18 protein-coding genes are annotated in these 17,534 nt (G+C 61.3%); 6 read left to right on the forward strand and 12 right to left on the reverse strand.

The window, feature by feature from the left end:
* Positions 1-18: 18 nt before the first annotated feature.
* The 6 genes from DNK06_RS09285 to DNK06_RS09310 all read right to left on the reverse strand — a co-directional run bounded on the left by DNK06_RS09285 (position 19) and on the right by DNK06_RS09310 (position 6,372).
* Positions 19-1,068 carry an AAA family ATPase gene (locus DNK06_RS09285; RefSeq protein ID WP_131179745.1) on the reverse strand — a complete coding sequence of 350 codons (1,050 nt, stop codon included), beginning with the start codon at positions 1,066-1,068 and terminating at the stop codon, positions 19-21.
* On the reverse strand, positions 1,065-2,261 hold the full coding sequence (locus DNK06_RS09290; RefSeq protein WP_131179746.1) for a DUF4350 domain-containing protein: 1,197 nt from the start codon (positions 2,259-2,261) through the stop codon (positions 1,065-1,067). Before DNK06_RS09290 ends, DNK06_RS09285 begins: the two co-directional genes overlap by 4 nt.
* Complete coding sequence (locus DNK06_RS09295) at positions 2,258-3,832, reverse strand: DUF4129 domain-containing protein (protein WP_131179747.1); 1,575 nt, start codon at positions 3,830-3,832, stop codon at positions 2,258-2,260. The genes DNK06_RS09290 and DNK06_RS09295 overlap by 4 nt, the downstream gene beginning before the upstream one ends.
* Complete coding sequence (locus DNK06_RS09300) at positions 3,819-4,799, reverse strand: stage II sporulation protein M (RefSeq protein WP_131179748.1); 981 nt, start codon at positions 4,797-4,799, stop codon at positions 3,819-3,821. The genes DNK06_RS09295 and DNK06_RS09300 overlap by 14 nt, the downstream gene beginning before the upstream one ends.
* Positions 4,796-5,521: an RDD family protein gene (locus DNK06_RS09305; protein ID WP_131179749.1), complete on the reverse strand. Its 726-nt coding sequence runs from the start codon at positions 5,519-5,521 to the stop codon at positions 4,796-4,798. Before DNK06_RS09305 ends, DNK06_RS09300 begins: the two co-directional genes overlap by 4 nt.
* 89 nt (positions 5,522-5,610) lie before the next feature.
* Positions 5,611-6,372, reverse strand: a complete 762-nt coding sequence (locus DNK06_RS09310) for a DUF975 family protein (RefSeq protein WP_131179750.1) — start codon at positions 6,370-6,372, stop codon at positions 5,611-5,613.
* A 190-nt stretch (positions 6,373-6,562) separates the two neighbouring features.
* On the opposite strand from DNK06_RS09310, the gene sbcB reads away from it, so the two are divergent.
* Positions 6,563-7,993 (forward strand): exodeoxyribonuclease I, encoded by a 1,431-nt coding sequence (gene sbcB / locus DNK06_RS09315; RefSeq protein WP_131179751.1) that lies wholly within the window; start codon positions 6,563-6,565, stop codon positions 7,991-7,993.
* 183 nt (positions 7,994-8,176) lie between these two features.
* Here sbcB and mvaT read toward each other — a convergent pair whose 3' ends face one another.
* Positions 8,177-8,557 (reverse strand): histone-like nucleoid-structuring protein MvaT, encoded by a 381-nt coding sequence (gene mvaT / locus DNK06_RS09320; RefSeq protein ID WP_131179752.1) that lies wholly within the window; start codon positions 8,555-8,557, stop codon positions 8,177-8,179.
* 327 nt (positions 8,558-8,884) lie between these two features.
* Here mvaT and purU point away from each other — a divergent pair, with 327 nt between their 5' ends.
* The 4 genes from purU (at position 8,885) to DNK06_RS09340 (ending at position 12,201) form a co-directional block, all read left to right on the forward strand.
* The gene (gene purU, locus DNK06_RS09325) at positions 8,885-9,736 is read left to right on the forward strand and encodes a formyltetrahydrofolate deformylase (RefSeq protein ID WP_131179753.1); all 852 of its coding nucleotides are present in this window, start codon (positions 8,885-8,887) and stop codon (positions 9,734-9,736) included.
* A gap of 39 nt (positions 9,737-9,775) precedes the next feature.
* Positions 9,776-10,198 (forward strand): CBS domain-containing protein, encoded by a 423-nt coding sequence (locus DNK06_RS09330; RefSeq protein ID WP_131179754.1) that lies wholly within the window; start codon positions 9,776-9,778, stop codon positions 10,196-10,198.
* A 6-nt stretch (positions 10,199-10,204) separates the two neighbouring features.
* Entirely contained in the window at positions 10,205-10,384 is a 180-nt protein-coding gene (locus tag DNK06_RS09335; protein WP_131179755.1) for a hypothetical protein, read from the forward strand.
* Positions 10,385-10,716: 332 nt separating this feature from the next.
* Positions 10,717-12,201, forward strand: coding sequence for a helicase HerA-like domain-containing protein (locus DNK06_RS09340; protein ID WP_131179756.1), 1,485 nt, complete (start codon positions 10,717-10,719; stop codon positions 12,199-12,201).
* 48 nt (positions 12,202-12,249) lie between these two features.
* On the opposite strand, the gene DNK06_RS09345 is transcribed toward DNK06_RS09340, so the two are convergent.
* Entirely contained in the window at positions 12,250-12,474 is a 225-nt protein-coding gene (locus DNK06_RS09345; protein ID WP_131179757.1) for a hypothetical protein, read from the reverse strand.
* Positions 12,475-12,687: 213 nt separating this feature from the next.
* Positions 12,688-13,560, reverse strand: coding sequence for an aldose 1-epimerase (locus DNK06_RS09350; RefSeq protein WP_131179758.1), 873 nt, complete (start codon positions 13,558-13,560; stop codon positions 12,688-12,690).
* Positions 13,561-13,674: 114 nt separating this feature from the next.
* Between DNK06_RS09350 and DNK06_RS09355 the strand changes: the two genes are divergently transcribed.
* Positions 13,675-14,430, forward strand: a complete 756-nt coding sequence (locus DNK06_RS09355) for a FadR/GntR family transcriptional regulator (RefSeq protein WP_131179759.1) — start codon at positions 13,675-13,677, stop codon at positions 14,428-14,430.
* A 245-nt stretch (positions 14,431-14,675) separates the two neighbouring features.
* Here the strand turns inward: DNK06_RS09355 and DNK06_RS09360 are convergent, their stop codons facing one another.
* From DNK06_RS09360 to DNK06_RS09370, 3 genes are all read right to left on the reverse strand, one after another.
* A complete protein-coding gene (locus tag DNK06_RS09360) occupies positions 14,676-15,587 on the reverse strand; it encodes an EamA family transporter (protein ID WP_131179760.1) in 912 nt (303 codons plus the stop codon).
* Positions 15,588-15,706: 119 nt separating this feature from the next.
* Positions 15,707-16,987 (reverse strand): TRAP transporter large permease, encoded by a 1,281-nt coding sequence (locus DNK06_RS09365; protein ID WP_131179761.1) that lies wholly within the window; start codon positions 16,985-16,987, stop codon positions 15,707-15,709.
* A complete protein-coding gene (locus tag DNK06_RS09370) occupies positions 16,987-17,514 on the reverse strand; it encodes a TRAP transporter small permease (protein ID WP_131179762.1) in 528 nt (175 codons plus the stop codon). Before DNK06_RS09370 ends, DNK06_RS09365 begins: the two co-directional genes overlap by 1 nt.
* Positions 17,515-17,534 lie beyond the last annotated feature (20 nt).

The raw sequence follows: 17,534 nt of genomic DNA on the forward strand, positions 1-17,534 counted from the left end.
TATCCCGGATCGAGGTGTTCATAGACGGGGCGCGGGAACCTGGTCGAGCAATTGCAGCAGAACCTGATCGATGGACAGCCCTTCGATGTCCAGCTCAGGCGACAGGCGTACGCGGTGGCGCAGCACGGCCAGGGCGCAACCCTTGATGTCATCGGGCAGCACGAAGTCGCCACCGCGCAGCAGCGCGCGCGCGCGGGCGCCGCGTACCAGGGCGATGGAAGCGCGCGGGCCGGCACCGATGGCCAGGCCCGGCCAACTGCGGGTCGCCCGGGCCAGGCGCACGGCGTAGTCGAGTACCTGCTCGTCGAGCGGCAGGTCGCCGGCGATCTTCTGCATGATCAGCACGTCCTTGGCCTGCAGCAGCGTACGCAGTGGTGTGACTTCGAGCATGTCGGCCTTGGTCGAGCGGGTTACCTGACGCACCATGCTCAGCTCTTCATTCTGCTCGGGATAGTCCATGTGCAGCTTGAGCATGAAACGGTCGAGCTCGGCTTCCGGCAGCGGGTAGGTGCCTTCCTGTTCGATGGGGTTCTGGGTGGCCAGTACCATGAACGGCAGCGGCACCGCCAGAGGACGGCCTTCCAGGGTCACCTGGCGCTCCTGCATGACTTCCAGCAGGGCGGCCTGGGTCTTGGCCGGTGCACGGTTGATCTCGTCGGCCAGCAGCAGGTTGGTGAAGATCGGCCCTTTACGCAGCTTGAACTGCTCGCTTTGCAGGTCGTACACGGCGTGGCCGGTGATGTCGCTGGGCATCAGATCCGGGGTGAACTGGATGCGCGCGAACTCGCCACCGAAGCAGCGGGCCAGGGCGCGTACCAGCAGGGTCTTGCCCAGGCCGGGCACGCCTTCGAGCAGCACGTGGCCACCGGCGATCAGGGCGGTGAGCACATCGTCGATCACTGCCGTCTGGCCGATCACGGCCTTCTGCAGTTCCAGGCGCAGGGCCTGGGCCAGTTGGCTGGCGCGTTGGCGCTGCTGGGCGATATGGCTGGCGGCCGGCGCGGCAGCGGCTTGGCTGGCAGGTTCGCTGATCGGACTGCTCGGCTGGTCGGGCGTGTGTTCGCTCATAGGGCATTCCTGAGTGTTTGCAGGTGGGCGACCTGACGGGTGAAGTCGTTGGCGGAAAGACGTTTCTTGCTCAGCGGACGCATGGCCTGGCTGATGGCGGTAGACGGTTGGCGGCTGAGGCGGCCGAGAATCTGCCATTGCTCGGCGACCCCCAGACGCTCGAAGCCGGGATGACGGCGACGGGCGCGGCGCAGGATGTCCTGCTGCAGATTGTTCAGCAGGCGCTGCTGGCCACCATGGCGCAGCAGGAAGTCGGCCGCGCCGCGCAGATGCTCCTGAAGTTGCCGACGGCTCGCTGGCTGTGGCTGCAGTAATGGGCCCTGACGCTGGCCAACGTGCCACAGCACCAGCGCCACCAGCAAGCCGAGGGCCAGCAGAGCCGGAGCGAAATGCCGCTGCAACAGGGTCAGCAGGTTGTCGCGGTCGGCGTTGTAGACCAGGGTCACGGCGCTGTCCTGGCTCAGGTACCAGAGCAGCCAGGCGTTGTCGTGATCGGCCAGGCTGGGGTTCTGCCAGATCCACGCATCGGTGACGACGCTGATCAGGCCTTCGCCGTGATAGATCTGCAGCAGGTGCGTGGCTTCGCCGCTGTTGGCCCAGACGTGGGCAAGGTTGTTGGCGTCGTAGAGGTGGAAGTCGGTATCGAAGTCGATATAGGCCGGCGCCTGCTCGTTCTCCAGATAAAGCTTGGTCAGCTCCGGGTAGGCATCCGTCGACTCTTCTTCGCTTTCTTCGCCGGCCGAGTCCGAGGTTTCCTCGCCATATTCGTCGAGTTTCTCGACCGGATACTGTTGCACGCCCAGGGCATCGAGCAGCAGGTCGCCGCTCTTGCCTTCCTCTTCGTCCCACATGCGCTCGGCGACGAACAACAGGTGGCCACCCTGGGCCGCCCACTGCAGCAGGCGCTCGCTCTGCCGCGGCGTCAGGTTGCTACGGTTGCCGAGCAGCAGCAGGGTATGCCCGCGGCTGGGTAATGTGGCCAGGCCGGCGAGGTTGTCGGCACGCGCCACCTCGAGGCCCTGCTTACGCAGAAAATGTTCAGCAGCCATGTAGGGGTTGGCACGCGCCTCCGGGGATGGCCCGTGGCTCACTACATCTTCGTAGGGCTCGGCGCGGCCCAGCAGGTAGCTGCCGAGCAGACCAAGGCCCAGTACCAGCAATGCGCCGAGGACGAAACGTGCGGTACGGTTCATGACCGGCCACCCTGTTCGACCAGGCGTCGCCAGTCATTGCACAGGACGGAGCTCAGCTCTGCCGGCGGCAGGCGATGGCCGTAAGCGAGGTTCTGCCAGTGACGGGTCAGGGTCTGGCTGAAGATGCTCAGTTCCGGATCGTCGAGGCCGTCGACCAGGGGCAGTACCTCGGCTTCGGTATGGGAGCTCTTGAGCGGCAGTTTGTGGTCGTGAATCAGGCGGCTGAGCAGGGCGCGGTAGAGCAGGCCCAGCGCTGCGCGCGGATCGTCCTGCCAGAGTCGTTCGACGGTGCTGGCGATATCATCCGGCAGGCTCTGCGGCACCACTTCCAGGCCAAATAGCTGGCTCGGCGCTTCGCCTCTTTCGGGCAGTCGCAGCCGTGCTCGGCCGGCGAAGGTGCTCAGCCATTCGCGGTAACGCCAGATCACCAGACCGATGCTGCCAATCAGCAGCGCCCATAGCAGGGCCTCGAAGAACAGGGCGATGCCTTTCAGCGCGCTCCAGTTCTCGACCATCTTGAACAGGGCTTCCAGTGCCTTGGCCAAGTCCTCCGACGACTCTTCCTCGGCCTTCTCGGTGTCGTCACCGAAACGCCAGCGAGTCACTGTCTCGCGGTTCTCGAAGGGCGGCTCGTCGAGAATCGCCAGCACGGATTCGCGCGAAGCCTCGCTGGTCAGCGGTTGGGCGAGCAGCCGTGGCGCTTCCGGGCCATTCGGGTCTTCACTGGGCAGCGGGCAGTTGTGCGCTGTGTCTGCGAAGGCAGGTGTGGGGGCGTGCAGCGCTAGCATGCCGAAGCCCAGCAACAGGGCGTAGGCGACGCCGGTGAGGCGCTGGCGCAGGCGGCGGAACGTCAGCTCGATATCCCAGCCTTCCAGAGCGGTGCGGCGGTTCAGGTACAGGCTGAAACCGCAGGCGACGTAGATCGGTTCCCAGAAAACCAGCAGCAGGACGTATAACAGGTTGGACAGATGTTCCAGCCAGAACCATTGGCTGGTATCGCCACTGATCAGGCTCTGCCAGTCCCACTCCGTTTCCATCTGTGCGGGCAGCAGCAGGTACACCAGGCTGCCCAGGCCGATCCACAGAGCGATCTCCAGATGTACGCCGACCAGGGTCAACCAGGTCGCGGCGCCGGCATCGCGTTGTGCCAGCACGTTCAGGCGTTGCGTGCGTGCCTTGCCCTTGAGGCCTTCGAGCTGCAGTACCGGCAGGTCGAAACTGCGAGTGGGGCTGAGGCGGCGCCAGGTCAGGCTGGCCAGAAGTTGCGGTTTGAGCAGGCCGGGAAAGGCTTTGAGCGCCTGCTTCAGTGTCGGCGTTTCGCCGAACAGGGAACGCGACAGGATGTACAGCGGCAGCCGTTCATAGGCCGGCTTCAACCACCAGAAAATGAATATGGCCCACGACGGGTACTGCCACAGCAGCCCACAGAGCACGGCGAAAATCGGCAGGGTGACGACGGCCCAACTGGCCATCAGCAGGCTGCGATGGCGGCCGGCCATGAGGACGCCGAGATCGATGGCTTCCCAGGGCGTGCGCGGGCGGATCGCCACGCTGGCGTCAGTCAGGCGCATGCTGCCCCCTGCCGGCCAGACACAGGTAAGCCAGCACCAGCGCCCAGAGTCCGGCGCCAACCCAGTATTTGATATGGGGGGTGGTGAAGGTCATGGAGGACCAGTAGGCCTCGATGAAGGCGGCGATCAGCAGAAACAGTGCAGCGCCGCCGAGCAGCCTGACGGCGCGTATTGCCGCCAGGCGCAGCGCTTCACCACGAGGCAGGCGGCCGGGAGCGAGCAGCGCCCAGCCCAGCTTGAGGCCCGCGGCGCCGGCCAGGGCGATGGCGGTCAGTTCGAAGGCGCCGTGGCCGATCACGAACGACCAGAAGGTTTCGCTGTAGCCCAGCTGCGTCAGGTAACCGGCCACTGCACCGATCATCAAACCGTTGAATAACAGGAAGAACAGGCTGCCGACCCCGAACAGCAAGCCGCTGGCGAAGGTCTGAAAGGCGATGCCGATGTTGTTCATGATGTAGTAGCCGAACATCATCCAGTCGTCACCGGAGTCGCGTTCGCCGAAACGCCCCAGGCGCGTGGTATCGGGATCGTACATGCTCTCCATCTCGCTGACGCGGCTGGGATCCATGACGCTGTAGACGAGATCGGGAAACAGGTAAACGAGCACGCCCATCAACGCCAGGCTGCCGAAGAACAACAGGCTGGCGATCGTCACCAGGCGCCATTCCTCGCGCACCAGACGCGGAAAGCCGGCCAGCACGAAAGCGATCAGCTGCGGCCCTATGGCGCTGCGGTGACGATAGAACTGCTGGTGGCCTCGCAACGCCAGTTGTTGCAACTCATCGATCAGGTGGTTGCTGTAGCCGCGCTCCCTGGCCAGAGCGAGGTGCTGACACAGGCGTCGGTAGTCGGCGGCGAAGGTGCGGCTTTTCTCCGCATCGGCACTGCCTTTCTCCAGTCGATCCAGCTGCTCGGCGAATGTCTGCCACTGAGGCTGGTGCCGGACTTCGAAAAGACTCTGTTTCATGTCGGCCCCAACAGACTGCGGGCGATACCGTTGATCCTGCTTTCCGCGTGCTCGGCACCCACTTGCAACGGTTCTGCGAGAATGGCGGCCAGCTCGGCCCGCCGTGCAGTCGACAGGCGTTCGCCGCGCTCGGCGAAGGCGAGCATGGCGCGCTGCTCGGCGAAGTCGAGAGGGAAGGGCGCACGCTGCGCTTCGGCCTCAGGCAGGTTGGGGCGCTCGATGGGCTGATCGCGATAGACCACCAGGGTACCGGCGGCAATGTCGCCAAGGCGTTTGAAGGCACGGTTGCTCAGGCAACTGATGATGCCCAGGGTGTAGGCGAATGGCAGCAGGTCGACGAAACGCAGCAGGTTGCGGGTCAGCGACGCTGGCCAGCCAATTGGTGTGCCGTCGTCATGCACCACGCGCAGGCCAAGCATTTGCTTGCCTGGCGAACGTCCCTGGTTGAGCACCTCGAACAGCACCATGTACCACCAGGTCACCAGGAACAGCATGATGGTCGCAATGCCCATGCCGAGTTGGCCGAACAAGCCCAGAGTCAGGTAGACGACAGCGAGAATCGTGCCGCGGATCAGCAGGTCGATGGTAAAGGCCAGCGCCCGTGGTATCAGGCCGGCTGGTCGCAATGCCAGATCGATGCCTTCCGGAGTTTCCACCTGATAGCGCGTGTCCAGCACCGGCTGCTGTTGTCGAATGAGAGGGGAAACAGAGGAAGGTGGCATCGTCACGTCGTATGAGCAAAGCCCGATGCTAGCCAGCAGCGAGGCAGGAAGCAACCTGACCGCGCGAGCGCGGCCAGGTGGAAGGGGCCTTAGCGTGCGACGGGCAGCACGCCGAAGATGGTGCGGTACAGCACACCCATGGCCACGACGAACAGAGGTACGCTCCAGATCAGGCCGATGCCCAGCGGGATGGCGCTGATGGCGACGATCAGGCCGAGCAGCAGGAACAGGCCGAATGCCTTGAACCAGTGCTGGCTGATGGCCTTGCGCGAGGTTTCCAGGGCTTGCCAGGGCGACAGGCCACGCTCGACCACCAGAGGAATCGCCAGCATGTAGGCGACCGCCAGGTAGATGCCTGGAAGCACCAACAGGAAGATACCGATATAGATGAGCAGCATCATCACCACCGCGGTGATCAGCAGCGGTACGGTACGACCGAAGTGGCTGAAAATTTCATTGAAGCTAAACGGTTGTCCGGCTGCACGGCGGATACCGACCATATTCAGGCCGGCCATGAAGGGGTAAGCCGCAGCAGACGCGAGGATGGTCGTCACGACCTGGCTTATGATGATCAGAACCAGGTTTTCGCTGAACAGGGTGAACACGCCGAGTACTGCACCGATCACGAACGAGGCAATGAACATCGCCACGTAAAACACCAGGAAACCACCGATGATGATGCCTTTGGTGCCCTTGGTCAGTTGCCAGGCTTCGCTGATCAGTGAGCCGATGCTGAAATCGTAACCGCGGCTCAGCGCCTGTTCAATGCTCGGTGTCTGGTCGCCACTGGGCGCTTCCTGCAACTCGCTGGTGGGGACGGCGTAGGGATTGGTGGAGATAGCGTCACTCATGATTCATCCTTGGCGAGTGTGAGTAAGATTGTTTCTTGATATTAGTAGTGGAAGAAGAACGTCACAAGGACAAACGCACTGCGGCTTCACCCAGGTGTGCGGGCGATCAAGCTTTTAATCGGGTTTTGTGGTTTGTGATGAAGCGGTAACGAACCTAGACTGCGACGTTCACTCGCCATAGGAGCACGCCGTGCCCACCAGTCTCTTCTGGTACGACTACGAAACCACGGGTATCGACCCGCGCCGTGATCGGCCACTCCAGGTCGCGGGTATCCGCACCGATGAGCAGCTCAACGAAATCGAAGCGCCGCTCAATCTCTATTGCCAGCCCAGCGACGACATCCTGCCACACCCGGCCGCCTGCCTGATTACCGGTATTGGCCCTGAGCGGCTGGCTCGCGAGGGGCTGGGCGAAGCCGAATTCATGACGCGCGTGCATGCCGAACTGGCACGCCCTGGTACCTGTGGCGTGGGTTACAACAGCCTGCGTTTCGATGACGAGGTGACGCGCTACAGCCTGTATCGCAACTTCTTCGATCCTTATGCGCGCGAGTGGCAGGGTGGCAATAGTCGCTGGGATCTCATCGACATGGTGCGAACTGCGTATGCATTGCGCCCGGAGGGTATCGAGTGGCCGCAGGACGAGGCGGGCGTCAGCCTCAAACTCGAGCGGCTGACCGTCGCCAACGGCATCGAGCATGGTCAGGCCCACGATGCGCTGTCCGATGTGCGCGCCACCATCGCTCTGGCGCGTCTGGTGCGCGAGCGCCAACCGAAGCTCTACGATTACCTCTACGGGTTGCGCAGCAAGCAGCGGGTGCTCGACCAGATCCGCTTGTTGCAGCCGCTGGTGCACGTATCCGGGCGGTTTGCCGGGGCTCGTCATTATCTGGGCATCGTGCTACCGCTGGCCTGGCATCCGCGCAATCGCAACGCGTTGATCGTTTGCGACCTGCACCTCGATGTTGCCCCGTTGCTGGAAGAAGATGGCGAGACGCTGCGCCGTCGTCTGTATACCCGGCGAGATGAGTTAGCCGAAGGCGAACAACCGGTGCCACTCAAACTTATCCATATCAACCGGTGCCCGGTGGTTGCCCCGTTGAATGTGTTGCGTGCGGAGGATTGTCAGCGGCTGCAGTTGGATAAGGCTGATTACCTGGCTCGCGCACAGCGCCTGATCGATTGTCAGCCCGAGTGGCAGGACAAATTGCTGCAGATCTATGAAGAGGAAAGTTTTGCCACAGCCATTGATCCGGAACAGCAGTTGTATGACGGTTTTATCGGCGATCGTGACCGACGACTGTGTGAGCAAGTGCGTACTAGCGATCCATTACAGTTAGGGGCGCAGAGCTGGCCCTTCGACGATCATCGGTTACCCGAATTACTGTTCCGTTATCGAGCGCGCAACTTTCCCGCGACCTTGAATGGCGAGGAACAGCAGCGCTGGCATGAGTTCTGTCAGCAACGGCTTAGCCAACCCGAATGGGGGGCGCCCAATACCCTGGCGAGTTTCGAGGCGGACGTGGCGCAATACCTGACCGGAGCGACAGATGCTCAGCGAGTAATACTGGAGGCATGGAGAGCGCATGCCCGGGATTTGCGTCAGCGTTACGCACTGTAAACCAATGGCTGACTAGTACGGCCAGCAAGGAAACGAAGGAGGGGAAATTTCTGCGGATCAGAACAGGCCGGGTTCACGGTGATTCTGTTCGTGGTGGTTTTCTTTCCAGGGTCTGGTAATCGCGCCCATAAAAAACGCCAGCAGTGCTGGCGTTCTTCATGGACTCACAGCCCCGGTTTGGCATTAGCCCAGCAGGGTGGCCCAGCCTTCAACGACGTCAGCGCCCCACTTGGCTTTCCACTCTTTCAGCGTTTTGTGATTGCCACCTTTGGTTTCGATGACTTCGCCAGTGTTCGGGTTTTTGTACTGCTTAACTTTACGAGCGCGCTTGGTGCCAGTTGGTGCGGCTTTGGCATTGCGCGGCCCTTTGCCGACTTTAGCGTCAGGATCGAGCAGAGCAATGATGTCGCGCAGCGACTTCTGGTATTCGCCCATCAGGGTGCGCAGTTTGCCTTCGAATTCCAGTTCTTTCTTGAGTTTGTCGTCTTGCGACAGGTTCTTCAGGCGCTCTTGCAGTTCTTTGATATTTTCTTCGAGGCTGCGGTATTCGGTGATCAGGGACATGTGCTTACCTTTAATGCAGGGGGTAGTGGCCAAGTATTGCTCATAGTAGACATCGGTTAATTATAAGTAAACCGCTTTGTAGTAAACGGGGCAAAGAGAAGTTGCAGTCGGTAACACGAATTTACTGTTTTGTTGGCACTTAAAATATGCGGGAATTACTCGTCTTTTCGTTTGTTGGCGAGCGCGTTACCACCTGGCTTACCGGCGTTTTTCCTCACGACCATGGGGTAGGCTGACGGAGGGCGCGCAGTCAGGCCCGTCGGGATACTGCAGTTTTTCGTTAGTCTGGCTAAAATGCGCGCCTTCGCTAATTCTCTGGAGTTGTTCATGCGCACTTTTCGGCTGGTCATCGCCTGCCCTGACCGTACCGGCATCGTGGCCAAGGTCAGTAACTTCCTGGCGACCTACAACGGCTGGATCACCGAGGCGAGCCACCACTCGGACACGCAGAGCGGCTGGTTCTTCATGCGTCATGAAATTCGTGCCGATTCGTTGCCCTTCGACCTCGACGGCTTCAACCAGGCGTTCTCGCCGATCGCCCGTGAATTCTCCATGGAGTGGCGGATCACCGATTCGGCGCAGAAGAAACGCGTCGTGTTGATGGCCAGCCGTGAGTCCCACTGCCTGGCCGACCTGCTGCATCGCTGGCACAGCAATGAACTCGATTGCGATATCCCCTGCGTGATTTCCAACCATGATGACCTGCGCAGCATGGTCGAGTGGCACGGCATTCCTTTCATCCATGTGCCGGTGGATCCGCAGAACAAGCAGCCGGCTTTCGATGAGGTCGCGCGCCTGGTTGAAGAGCATCGCGCCGATGCCATCGTGCTGGCTCGCTACATGCAAATCCTGCCGCCCAAATTGTGTCTGGACTATGCACAGCGCGTGATCAACATTCACCACAGCTTCCTGCCGTCCTTCGTAGGTGCCAAGCCTTACCATCAGGCCTCGCTGCGCGGCGTCAAGCTGATCGGCGCGACCTCCCACTATGTGACCGAAGAACTGGATGCCGGGCCGATCATCGAGCAGGATGTGGTGCGCGTCAGTCACCGCGAGAGCATCGAAGAGATGGTGCGCCTCGGCAAGGACGTGGAAAAGATGGTGCTTTCCCGCGGTCTACGCTATCACTTGGAAGACCGGGTATTGGTGCACAACAACAAGACCGTCGTGTTCGATTGATCCATTCGGCCCGATGCTCGAATAAGGGAGTCCGCGTTCATGCTCAAGTCCGTAAAAGTGCGTGATTACATGACCCGTCATTTGGTCACCTTCCATGCCGACACCGATCTGTTCACGGCCATCAACCGATTGCTGGAGCACCGTATTTCCGGCGCGCCGGTGGTCGACGGTCAGGGTCGTCTGGTCGGTCTGCTGTCGGAAGGCGATTGTCTGCGTGGCATTCTTCAGGGGGCCTATTACGAGTCTACTGGCGGAACCATCAGCTCTTACATGACCGCCAACGTCGAAACCACTTCGCCGGAAGCCGATATCATCGATCTGGCCGAGCGTTTCCTGAAAGGGCGGCGCCGACGTTTCCCCGTAGTGGAAGGCGGTAAGCTGGTCGGTCAGATCAGCCGTCACGATGTGTTGCTGGCTGTGAAGGAGTTCGCCCAGCATGAAGAAGGCCACCAACGCGCCTGAAATGCCATGAGCGACGACAAACCACGCGAGCCCGGTACGGCCATGCCACCACCCACTCTGGGTGAGGGTTGCGTTCGGCGTTACGATCCGGAGGCGTTGAGCGAAGAGGATGGCAGCGACTTCGAAGGTGCCGAAGCGCTGTGGCAGCGTCTGCAGCGCGAGCGGGACGTCACGCCGGACAAGTAATTGACCCTGAAAAATGGTTACTGACGGGTGCATACCATCGACCTCACCAATGCGGTTGGCGACTGTCAGGCTTTTTTTCGGCTTAGCGCTGTCGGCTGTCGTTGTCGAGACTGAACGGCGTGAAGGCGACCCTAACCACCAGGGTGGCGGCCAGCAGAAGCTTGTGGCCGAGCTGCAGGTTTCTCATCACGGCATCTTGCGTTCGCAAGTCACTAGAATCAGTCTGGTGGGACGTCGCCATTTGGCGAATGGAGCGGGTGGGCCTGATGGGGCTTCGCCTGGCGTTTAGGTCGGCATCGAGGCTGCAAGGCTTTAATCCAAGGGACGGCATTATGTCTTTGAATCAGCAATTCGTTTTCGGGGCTGACGGCGATGGCCAGACAGTCGGGCAATCACTGCGCCTGGCCAACCGCCACGGCCTCATCGCCGGTGCCACGGGTACCGGCAAGACCGTGACCTTGCAGCGTCTGATCGAGAATTTCAGCGATGCGGGCGTCGCCGTCTTTGCTGCCGATGTGAAGGGCGACCTGTGTGGCCTCGGCGCCGCGGGTGCGCCTCAGGGCAAGATTGCCGAGCGTATCGCCAGCATGCCCTGGCTGGCGCACAGCCCGACGGCCTATCCGGTCAGCCTGTGGGACGTGCACGGGCAAAGCGGCCATCCGCTGCGCACGACCCTGAGTGAAATGGGCCCCTTGTTGCTGGGCGCATTGCTGGAGCTCACCGATAGCCAGCAGGCGGCGCTGTATGCCGCGTTCAAGGTGGCCGACCGTGAAGGGCTGTTGCTACTCGACCTGAAGGATCTCAAGGCGCTGCTGACTCACCTCAAGGAGCAGCCGCAGGTGCTGGGCGCCGATAGCGCGTTGTTCACCACGACATCGTCGCAAGCGTTGTTGCGGCGTCTGGCCAGCCTGGAGCAGCAGGGGGGCGAGGCGCTGTTCGGCGAGCCGGCGCTGCAGCTCGAAGACATCATGCAGCCGGATCGTGATGGCCGCGGCCGTATTCACCTGCTCGATGCCAGTCGCCTGGTGCATGAGGCACCCAAGGTCTATGCCACCTTCCTGCTATGGCTGTTGGCTGAGTTGTTCGAGCAACTGCCCGAACGCGGCGATGCCGACAAACCGATCCTGGCGCTGTTCTTCGATGAGGCGCATCTGCTTTTTGCCGATACGCCGAAGGCCTTGCAGGCGCGGCTGGAGCAGGTGGTGCGGCTGATCCGCTCGAAAGGCGTGGGCGTGTATTTCGTCACCCAGTCGCCGGGCGACCTGCCGGACGATGTGCTGGCGCAGCTTGGTTTGCGCATTCAGCATGGCCTGCGGGCATTCACCACACGGGAGCAGAAGGCGCTACGGGCGGTGGCTGATGGGTTTCGTCCCAATCCGGCGTTCGATTGTCTGTCGGTGCTGACCGAACTGGGTATCGGTGAAGCCCTGGTGGGAACACTGGAGGATAAAGGCACACCAGCAATGGTGCAGCGTGTCGCCATTGCACCGCCGCAGTCGCGTATTGGGCCGCTGTCGGAGGGTGAGCGCGCTGGCTTGATTCGTCAGTCGCCGTTGGCCGGTCGTTACGACAAGCCCTTTGACCGGGAGTCGGCTTACGAGATTCTGACCGCACGCGCGGCCCAGGCGAGTGAGCAGGTTCAGGCGGGCAAGGAGGCACCGTCTACCACCAGCGTGGCCGGCGAGTTTCTCGGTGGGTTGGCCGGCCAGGCGGTGAAAAGTGCCATGCGCCAGGTCGCCAATCAGCTCGGTCGGCAGCTGGTTCGGGGCTTGATGGGGTCTTTACTGGGCGGCAAGTCCACATCCAAGCGGCGCTGAGTCAGCCGTGCCGGGGGGCTTGCGCGCTAGCCGGCATTGACCAGGTCGTCAGGCGCTGGCGTTTTCGGCCCTGGCTTCAGCCTTGCTGGACAAGTCTTTCTCGATCTTTTCGATTTCTTTATCGAATGCCTGATCGAGCAGGCTGGCTCGCTTGCGCCACGGCTTGCGTTCCGGATCCGGTTGGGCGGCGTAAGTGATGACCTCACCGCCGTATACATCCTTGTAACGCTGCGCCTGGCGCTCGAGTTCGGCGCGCAGTTCGTCTTTCGTCACGATAGTACCCATGATTTCTGATAAGGAGAGGGGCGACAACGTAAGACCGGGCGGTCTTACTGATACGGTCGCCACATCTGTTTGAAACGTTTACCCCACCAAAGTTCCGGTTATTCGCGGCACGCGCGGCCGGAGATAGGGTAAGGCGGTTGATTATCGCCAAAGTACATCGAAAGTCCAGTACCGTCGTCGCAGGATGTGACCGGTGTTGCTTCAGGTCAGCGGGTTGTATTGCAGGCTGAAAGTCAGGCTGTGGCTCTGCCCCCTGCATAACAGCACCAGTCCCGGTTTGCCGGGCATATGGTGGGCGTTGACCGGGTGACTGACTGGCTCGAAGCAGAAGAACGGCATCTGTTCGGGGCAGAACAGCAGGTACAGGCCGCTGCCTTCTGCACTGATATCCAGGCTGTAGCCGGCGTCGGGCTGCAGAATGCGCGCCTGGCCATTCCAGTCGGTAAAGGCGTTGTCGGTGTGTTGCAGTGGCAGATCGCGCTCTTCGGCGAAATTCCAGTCTGCCGGTAATTCGCTGAGATGGGTCGGCAGGCTGTCACTGCCGCATTGCCAGACTTGTTCTGCACGAGCCTGCAAGCGGGTGTTTGGCAGGCGTGGGAAGTAGGGATGCAGGCCCAGGCCATGCCACATCGGGGCGTCAGCCATATGGGTGACCTGCAGGTGGATGTCCAGGCGGCCTTCGTGCAGACGAATCCGTTGCTGCGCGATATAGGCGAACGGTATCTGGCTTTCCAGGCGCAACAGGGCCGAAACTTCGTTGTGCTCGACCACTTGCCAGGGTTGCTGCCAGGCGCTGCCATGAATCGGCATGGGTGAGTTGTCTGCGTTGGCTTCCAGAGCGAGCCAGCCTTGCGGGTTATCGAAGCCGCCATCGCTGATACGGTTCGACCAGGGGGCCAGCGGGTAGCAGCCGAGCCGGCGAGGAGTGCCAGCCTGCAAGGCCTGCTCATCGCTAGGGCGCAGCAAAGGCTGACCGCTGTCCTTGACCGTCCAGTTGGCGATGCTGCCGCCGGTCTGCGGCGCCAGCGTGAGGCGGGTGAAGCGATCCTGCAGATGCAAGGTGTCGAGCGGCATGGTGCGGTACCTGTGCAGTTAACGAGTCATTTGCCGGAGATAAACGAAGAACGTGTCATCATACAACCGCCTGATATATGATGCAGTTTGGCTATCCAGACGATAATGATTGCTATGGAAAATCAGAACACGCCGCCACGCGCGCGACGCAAGCATCGCAGCCTGGCTCAGGAGTTGGTCGCGGAGCTTTCCCAGCGCATTCGCGATGGGGTGATCAAGCGTGGCGATAAATTGCCGACCGAGTCGGCGATCATGGAAGAGCAGGGCGTCAGCCGTACCGTGGTGCGCGAAGCACTGTCGCGGTTGCAGGCTTCCGGCCTGGTAGAAACCCGCCATGGCATTGGCACCTTCGTACTGGACATGCCGAACCCTGGTGGCTTCCGTATCGACCCGGCGACCATCGTCACGCTGCGTGAAGTGCTGGCAGTGCTCGAGCTGCGTATCAGCCTGGAAGTGGAGTCGGCTGGCCTGGCTGCCCAGCGGCGTACCGCCGAGCAACTGGCGTCGATGCGCCAGGCGCTCGATGCGTTGAATGAAGGCGCGGCCCATGAAAGCGATGCGGTATCGTCCGATTTCCAGTTCCACCTGCAGATCGCCCACGCGACCGGCAACCGCTACTTCACTGACATCATGAGTCATCTGGGTACCAGCATCATTCCACGTACCCGGCTGAACTCGGCACGTATCGCCCACGATGATCATGCTCACTACATGGCGCGCCTGGAGCGTGAGCATGAGCAGATCTACGAAGCGATTGCTCGCCAGGACTCCGACGCCGCTCGTGCCGCCATGCGGCTGCACCTGACCAACAGCCGCGAGCGGCTGCGTCAGGCCCATGAGGCAGCGGAAGTGGTCGTCAAGCAAGCCTGAGTCTTGCAAGTCAGAGACGCCCTTTAGAATTCGTCTAGCTGGAAGGCTGGCCCGCAGGGTGAGCTTCAGCGAGTAAAAACAGGCGGAGCGGTTGGCGTCGCGGGCGACTTTGTAAGTGAGCATGACTCGCTCCTTCGGAGCCGCACTAAGAGTGCGTTAGCCGCAAACGGCCCCCTGATCGGACTGGCGCACCAGCCTGCTCCTAACGCTGCAGGGCCGATGCGCAACTGATCGTAGACAGACTCTCAGGCATCCTTGCGATACGTCAGCAGTACGATCCCCGCCAGCACGATCGCGCCGCCGATCATCTGCATACCGCTCAATATCTGATCCAGCAGCAGCCAGCCGAACAGCAGCGTGGCAATCGGCTCCATGTTCATCACCGGTGCGTTCTTGGCCATGTTCAGGCGCGGTACGGTGACGAACAGCATGCAGAAGGCGATGCCGTAGAGCAGTACCAGGGCGCCCAGTGCCATCCAGCCGGTGGAGTTGCCTGGCAGGTTCATGCCGCCGGGAATCAGGTCGGCGCTGCCGGCGATGGCCATGCTGCTGAACACGATCATCAGGGTCAGCATGCTGCGCACCGAGCCGCGCAGGCTCGACAGCTTGTGGTCGGTGATCCACAGTGCGCAGGCGAACACGCAGGCGGCCAGGAACGACACGCTCACTCCAACCACCCATTCCGGGCCGGCCGGCTCGCTGGCGTTCAGGCGTGCGGGCAGATCCAGGGCGAACACCAGGCCCACCAGGATCAGGCCCATGAGCATTACCGTGCGACGCGTCGGCGCCGAGCCACCCAGTGCCCAGGTGAGCAGAGCAAGGATGATCGGGAAGGTGTTGCCGATCAGCAGCGCCAGCGCCACTGGAATGCGCGCCACGGCGGAGTACAGGCAAATGCTCTGGGTGGCGATCAGCAGGCCCAGCAGCAATTGCCAGCGCCAGGTGCCCGGAGGCATCTGCAGAGCCTGGCGTTGCCAGAGCACGATGCCCAGCAGCACCAGCATGGTTACACCGGAACGGCACAGAATCGCCAGCAGCAGGCCGGTGTCGTTGTCGAATGCGATACGTGCAGCGATGTGGTTGCCGGCGAAGGAGCAGGCCAGCAGAGCCAGTAGCAGCACAGCGATGTGGCGGGGAAACAGGGCAGGAGAGGTCATGGCAGCAATTTCCGTATCGTGTTTAGCCTTGAGCGCCTGACGGTTTGGTGGCCGTTCTCGCTGCGCTAAAAAAACGGCGGGTCATGTGAAACACATGACCCGCCGCGGGTGTAGCAGTATCAGAGTACGACGCTAGGCAGCCACAGCGAGATTGCCGGGATGTAGGTTACAGCCATCAGAACCATGAACAGAGCGGCGTAGAACGGCAGCAGCGCCTTCACTGTCGCTTCGATGGTCACTTTGCCGATCGCGGCACCCACGAACAGTACCGCCCCAACGGGTGGTGTGATCAAACCGATGCCCAGGTTGACCAGCATGATCATGCCGAAATGCACCGGGTCGACTCCGAAGGAGGTCACCACTGGCAGCAGGATCGGGGTGAGGATCAGGATCAGCGGTGCCATGTCCATCAACGTGCCGAGTACCAGCAGCATGAAGTTGACGCACATCAGGATCACGTAACGGTTGTCCGAGAAGGCCAGGAACGCGGTAGTGATCTTCGAAGGAATCTGCATCAGCGTCATGATGTAGCCGAACGCCGCCGCGAAGGCGATGAGGATCATCACGATCGACAGTGTGCGCACGGTGCGATGCAGCATCTTCGGCAGTTCGCGCCACTTGTAGTCGCGGTAGATGAACATGGTGACGAAGAACGCCCAGATCACCGCCACAGCCGCGGACTCGGTGGCGGTGAACACGCCAGAGAGGATGCCGCCGAGGATGATGACCATGGTCATCAGGCCCCACAGCGCTTCGACGCAGATCTTGATCGCCTGACGCAGCGGGATCACTTCACCTTTCGGATAGTTGCGCTTCTTGGCGAACCACAGGCACAGAGTGGCCATGGTTGCACTCATCAGCAAACCTGGGCCGATACCTGCCATGAACAGCGCGGCGATTGACACTGTGCCACCAGCGGCCAGCGAGTAGATTACCGAGTTGTGGCTGGGCGGGGTAAGCAGTGCCTGTACCGAGCCGGAAACGGTCACGGCGGTGGCGAATTCACGTGGATAGCCCTTTTTCTCCATTTCCGGAATCAGCACCGAACCCACCGACGCGGTGTCGGCCAAGGACGAGCCGGAGATGGCACCAAAGAAGGTGGACGCGGTGATGTTCACCAGCGACAGGCCGCCGCGTACGAAACCGACAAGTACGCCGGCGAAGGCCACCAGGCGCCGAGCCATGCCGCCTTCGGCCATGATTGCACCGGCCAGCACGAAGAATGGAATGGCAAGCAGAGAAAATTTGTTCACGCCACCGGCGATCTGGATCATCACGGCGTGCAGAGGGATATCGATCCACCAGGCGCCAATAAGGGCTGCGATGCCGAGAGAGTAAGCGACGGGGACGCGTAGCAGGATCAGGACGATGAAGCTGCCTAAGAGAATGGCGGCATCCATTACACGGCCTCCTTGGAGTCTTCGATATGCTCGAAATCAACGACTCGACGTTTGTTCTGATCGCCGTATAGCAATTGCTCGATGACGAACATAAGGGTGATGAATCCACCCAGCGGAATCGGTAGGTAGCTGATGCCAACATTTACCGAAGGAAGGGTGCTCAGATACTGATGCCAAGTCGCAGCGCAGAGCTTGTAACCCCAGATCAGCATGAACAGCGCAACCGCTCCCATGGTCAGGCGCACGAATAGAGTGATCAGCGGTGCCAGGGTTTGTGGCAGGCGATCGGTCAGCGAAGTCACAGCCATGTGAGCGCCAGCGCGGTAGCTGGCGGCGGCACCGACGAAGGTGAACAGCACCATCAGCAGGATGGAGATAGGCTCGGGCCAGCCCAATCCTTGACCCAGCACGTAACGACTAAATACGCCCCAGGGGATGATCGTGGCCATGATCACGATTGCCAGGCCGGCGGTAGCGATACAGGCACGGTAGATGGCGTCGTTGACGCCTAGAACCAGGTTTTTCATGAGACTTCACCGGATTGCAT

This window comes from Phytopseudomonas daroniae (assembly GCF_004327285.1).
GTDB classification, from domain to species: Bacteria; Pseudomonadota; Gammaproteobacteria; order Pseudomonadales; family Pseudomonadaceae; genus Aquipseudomonas; species Aquipseudomonas daroniae.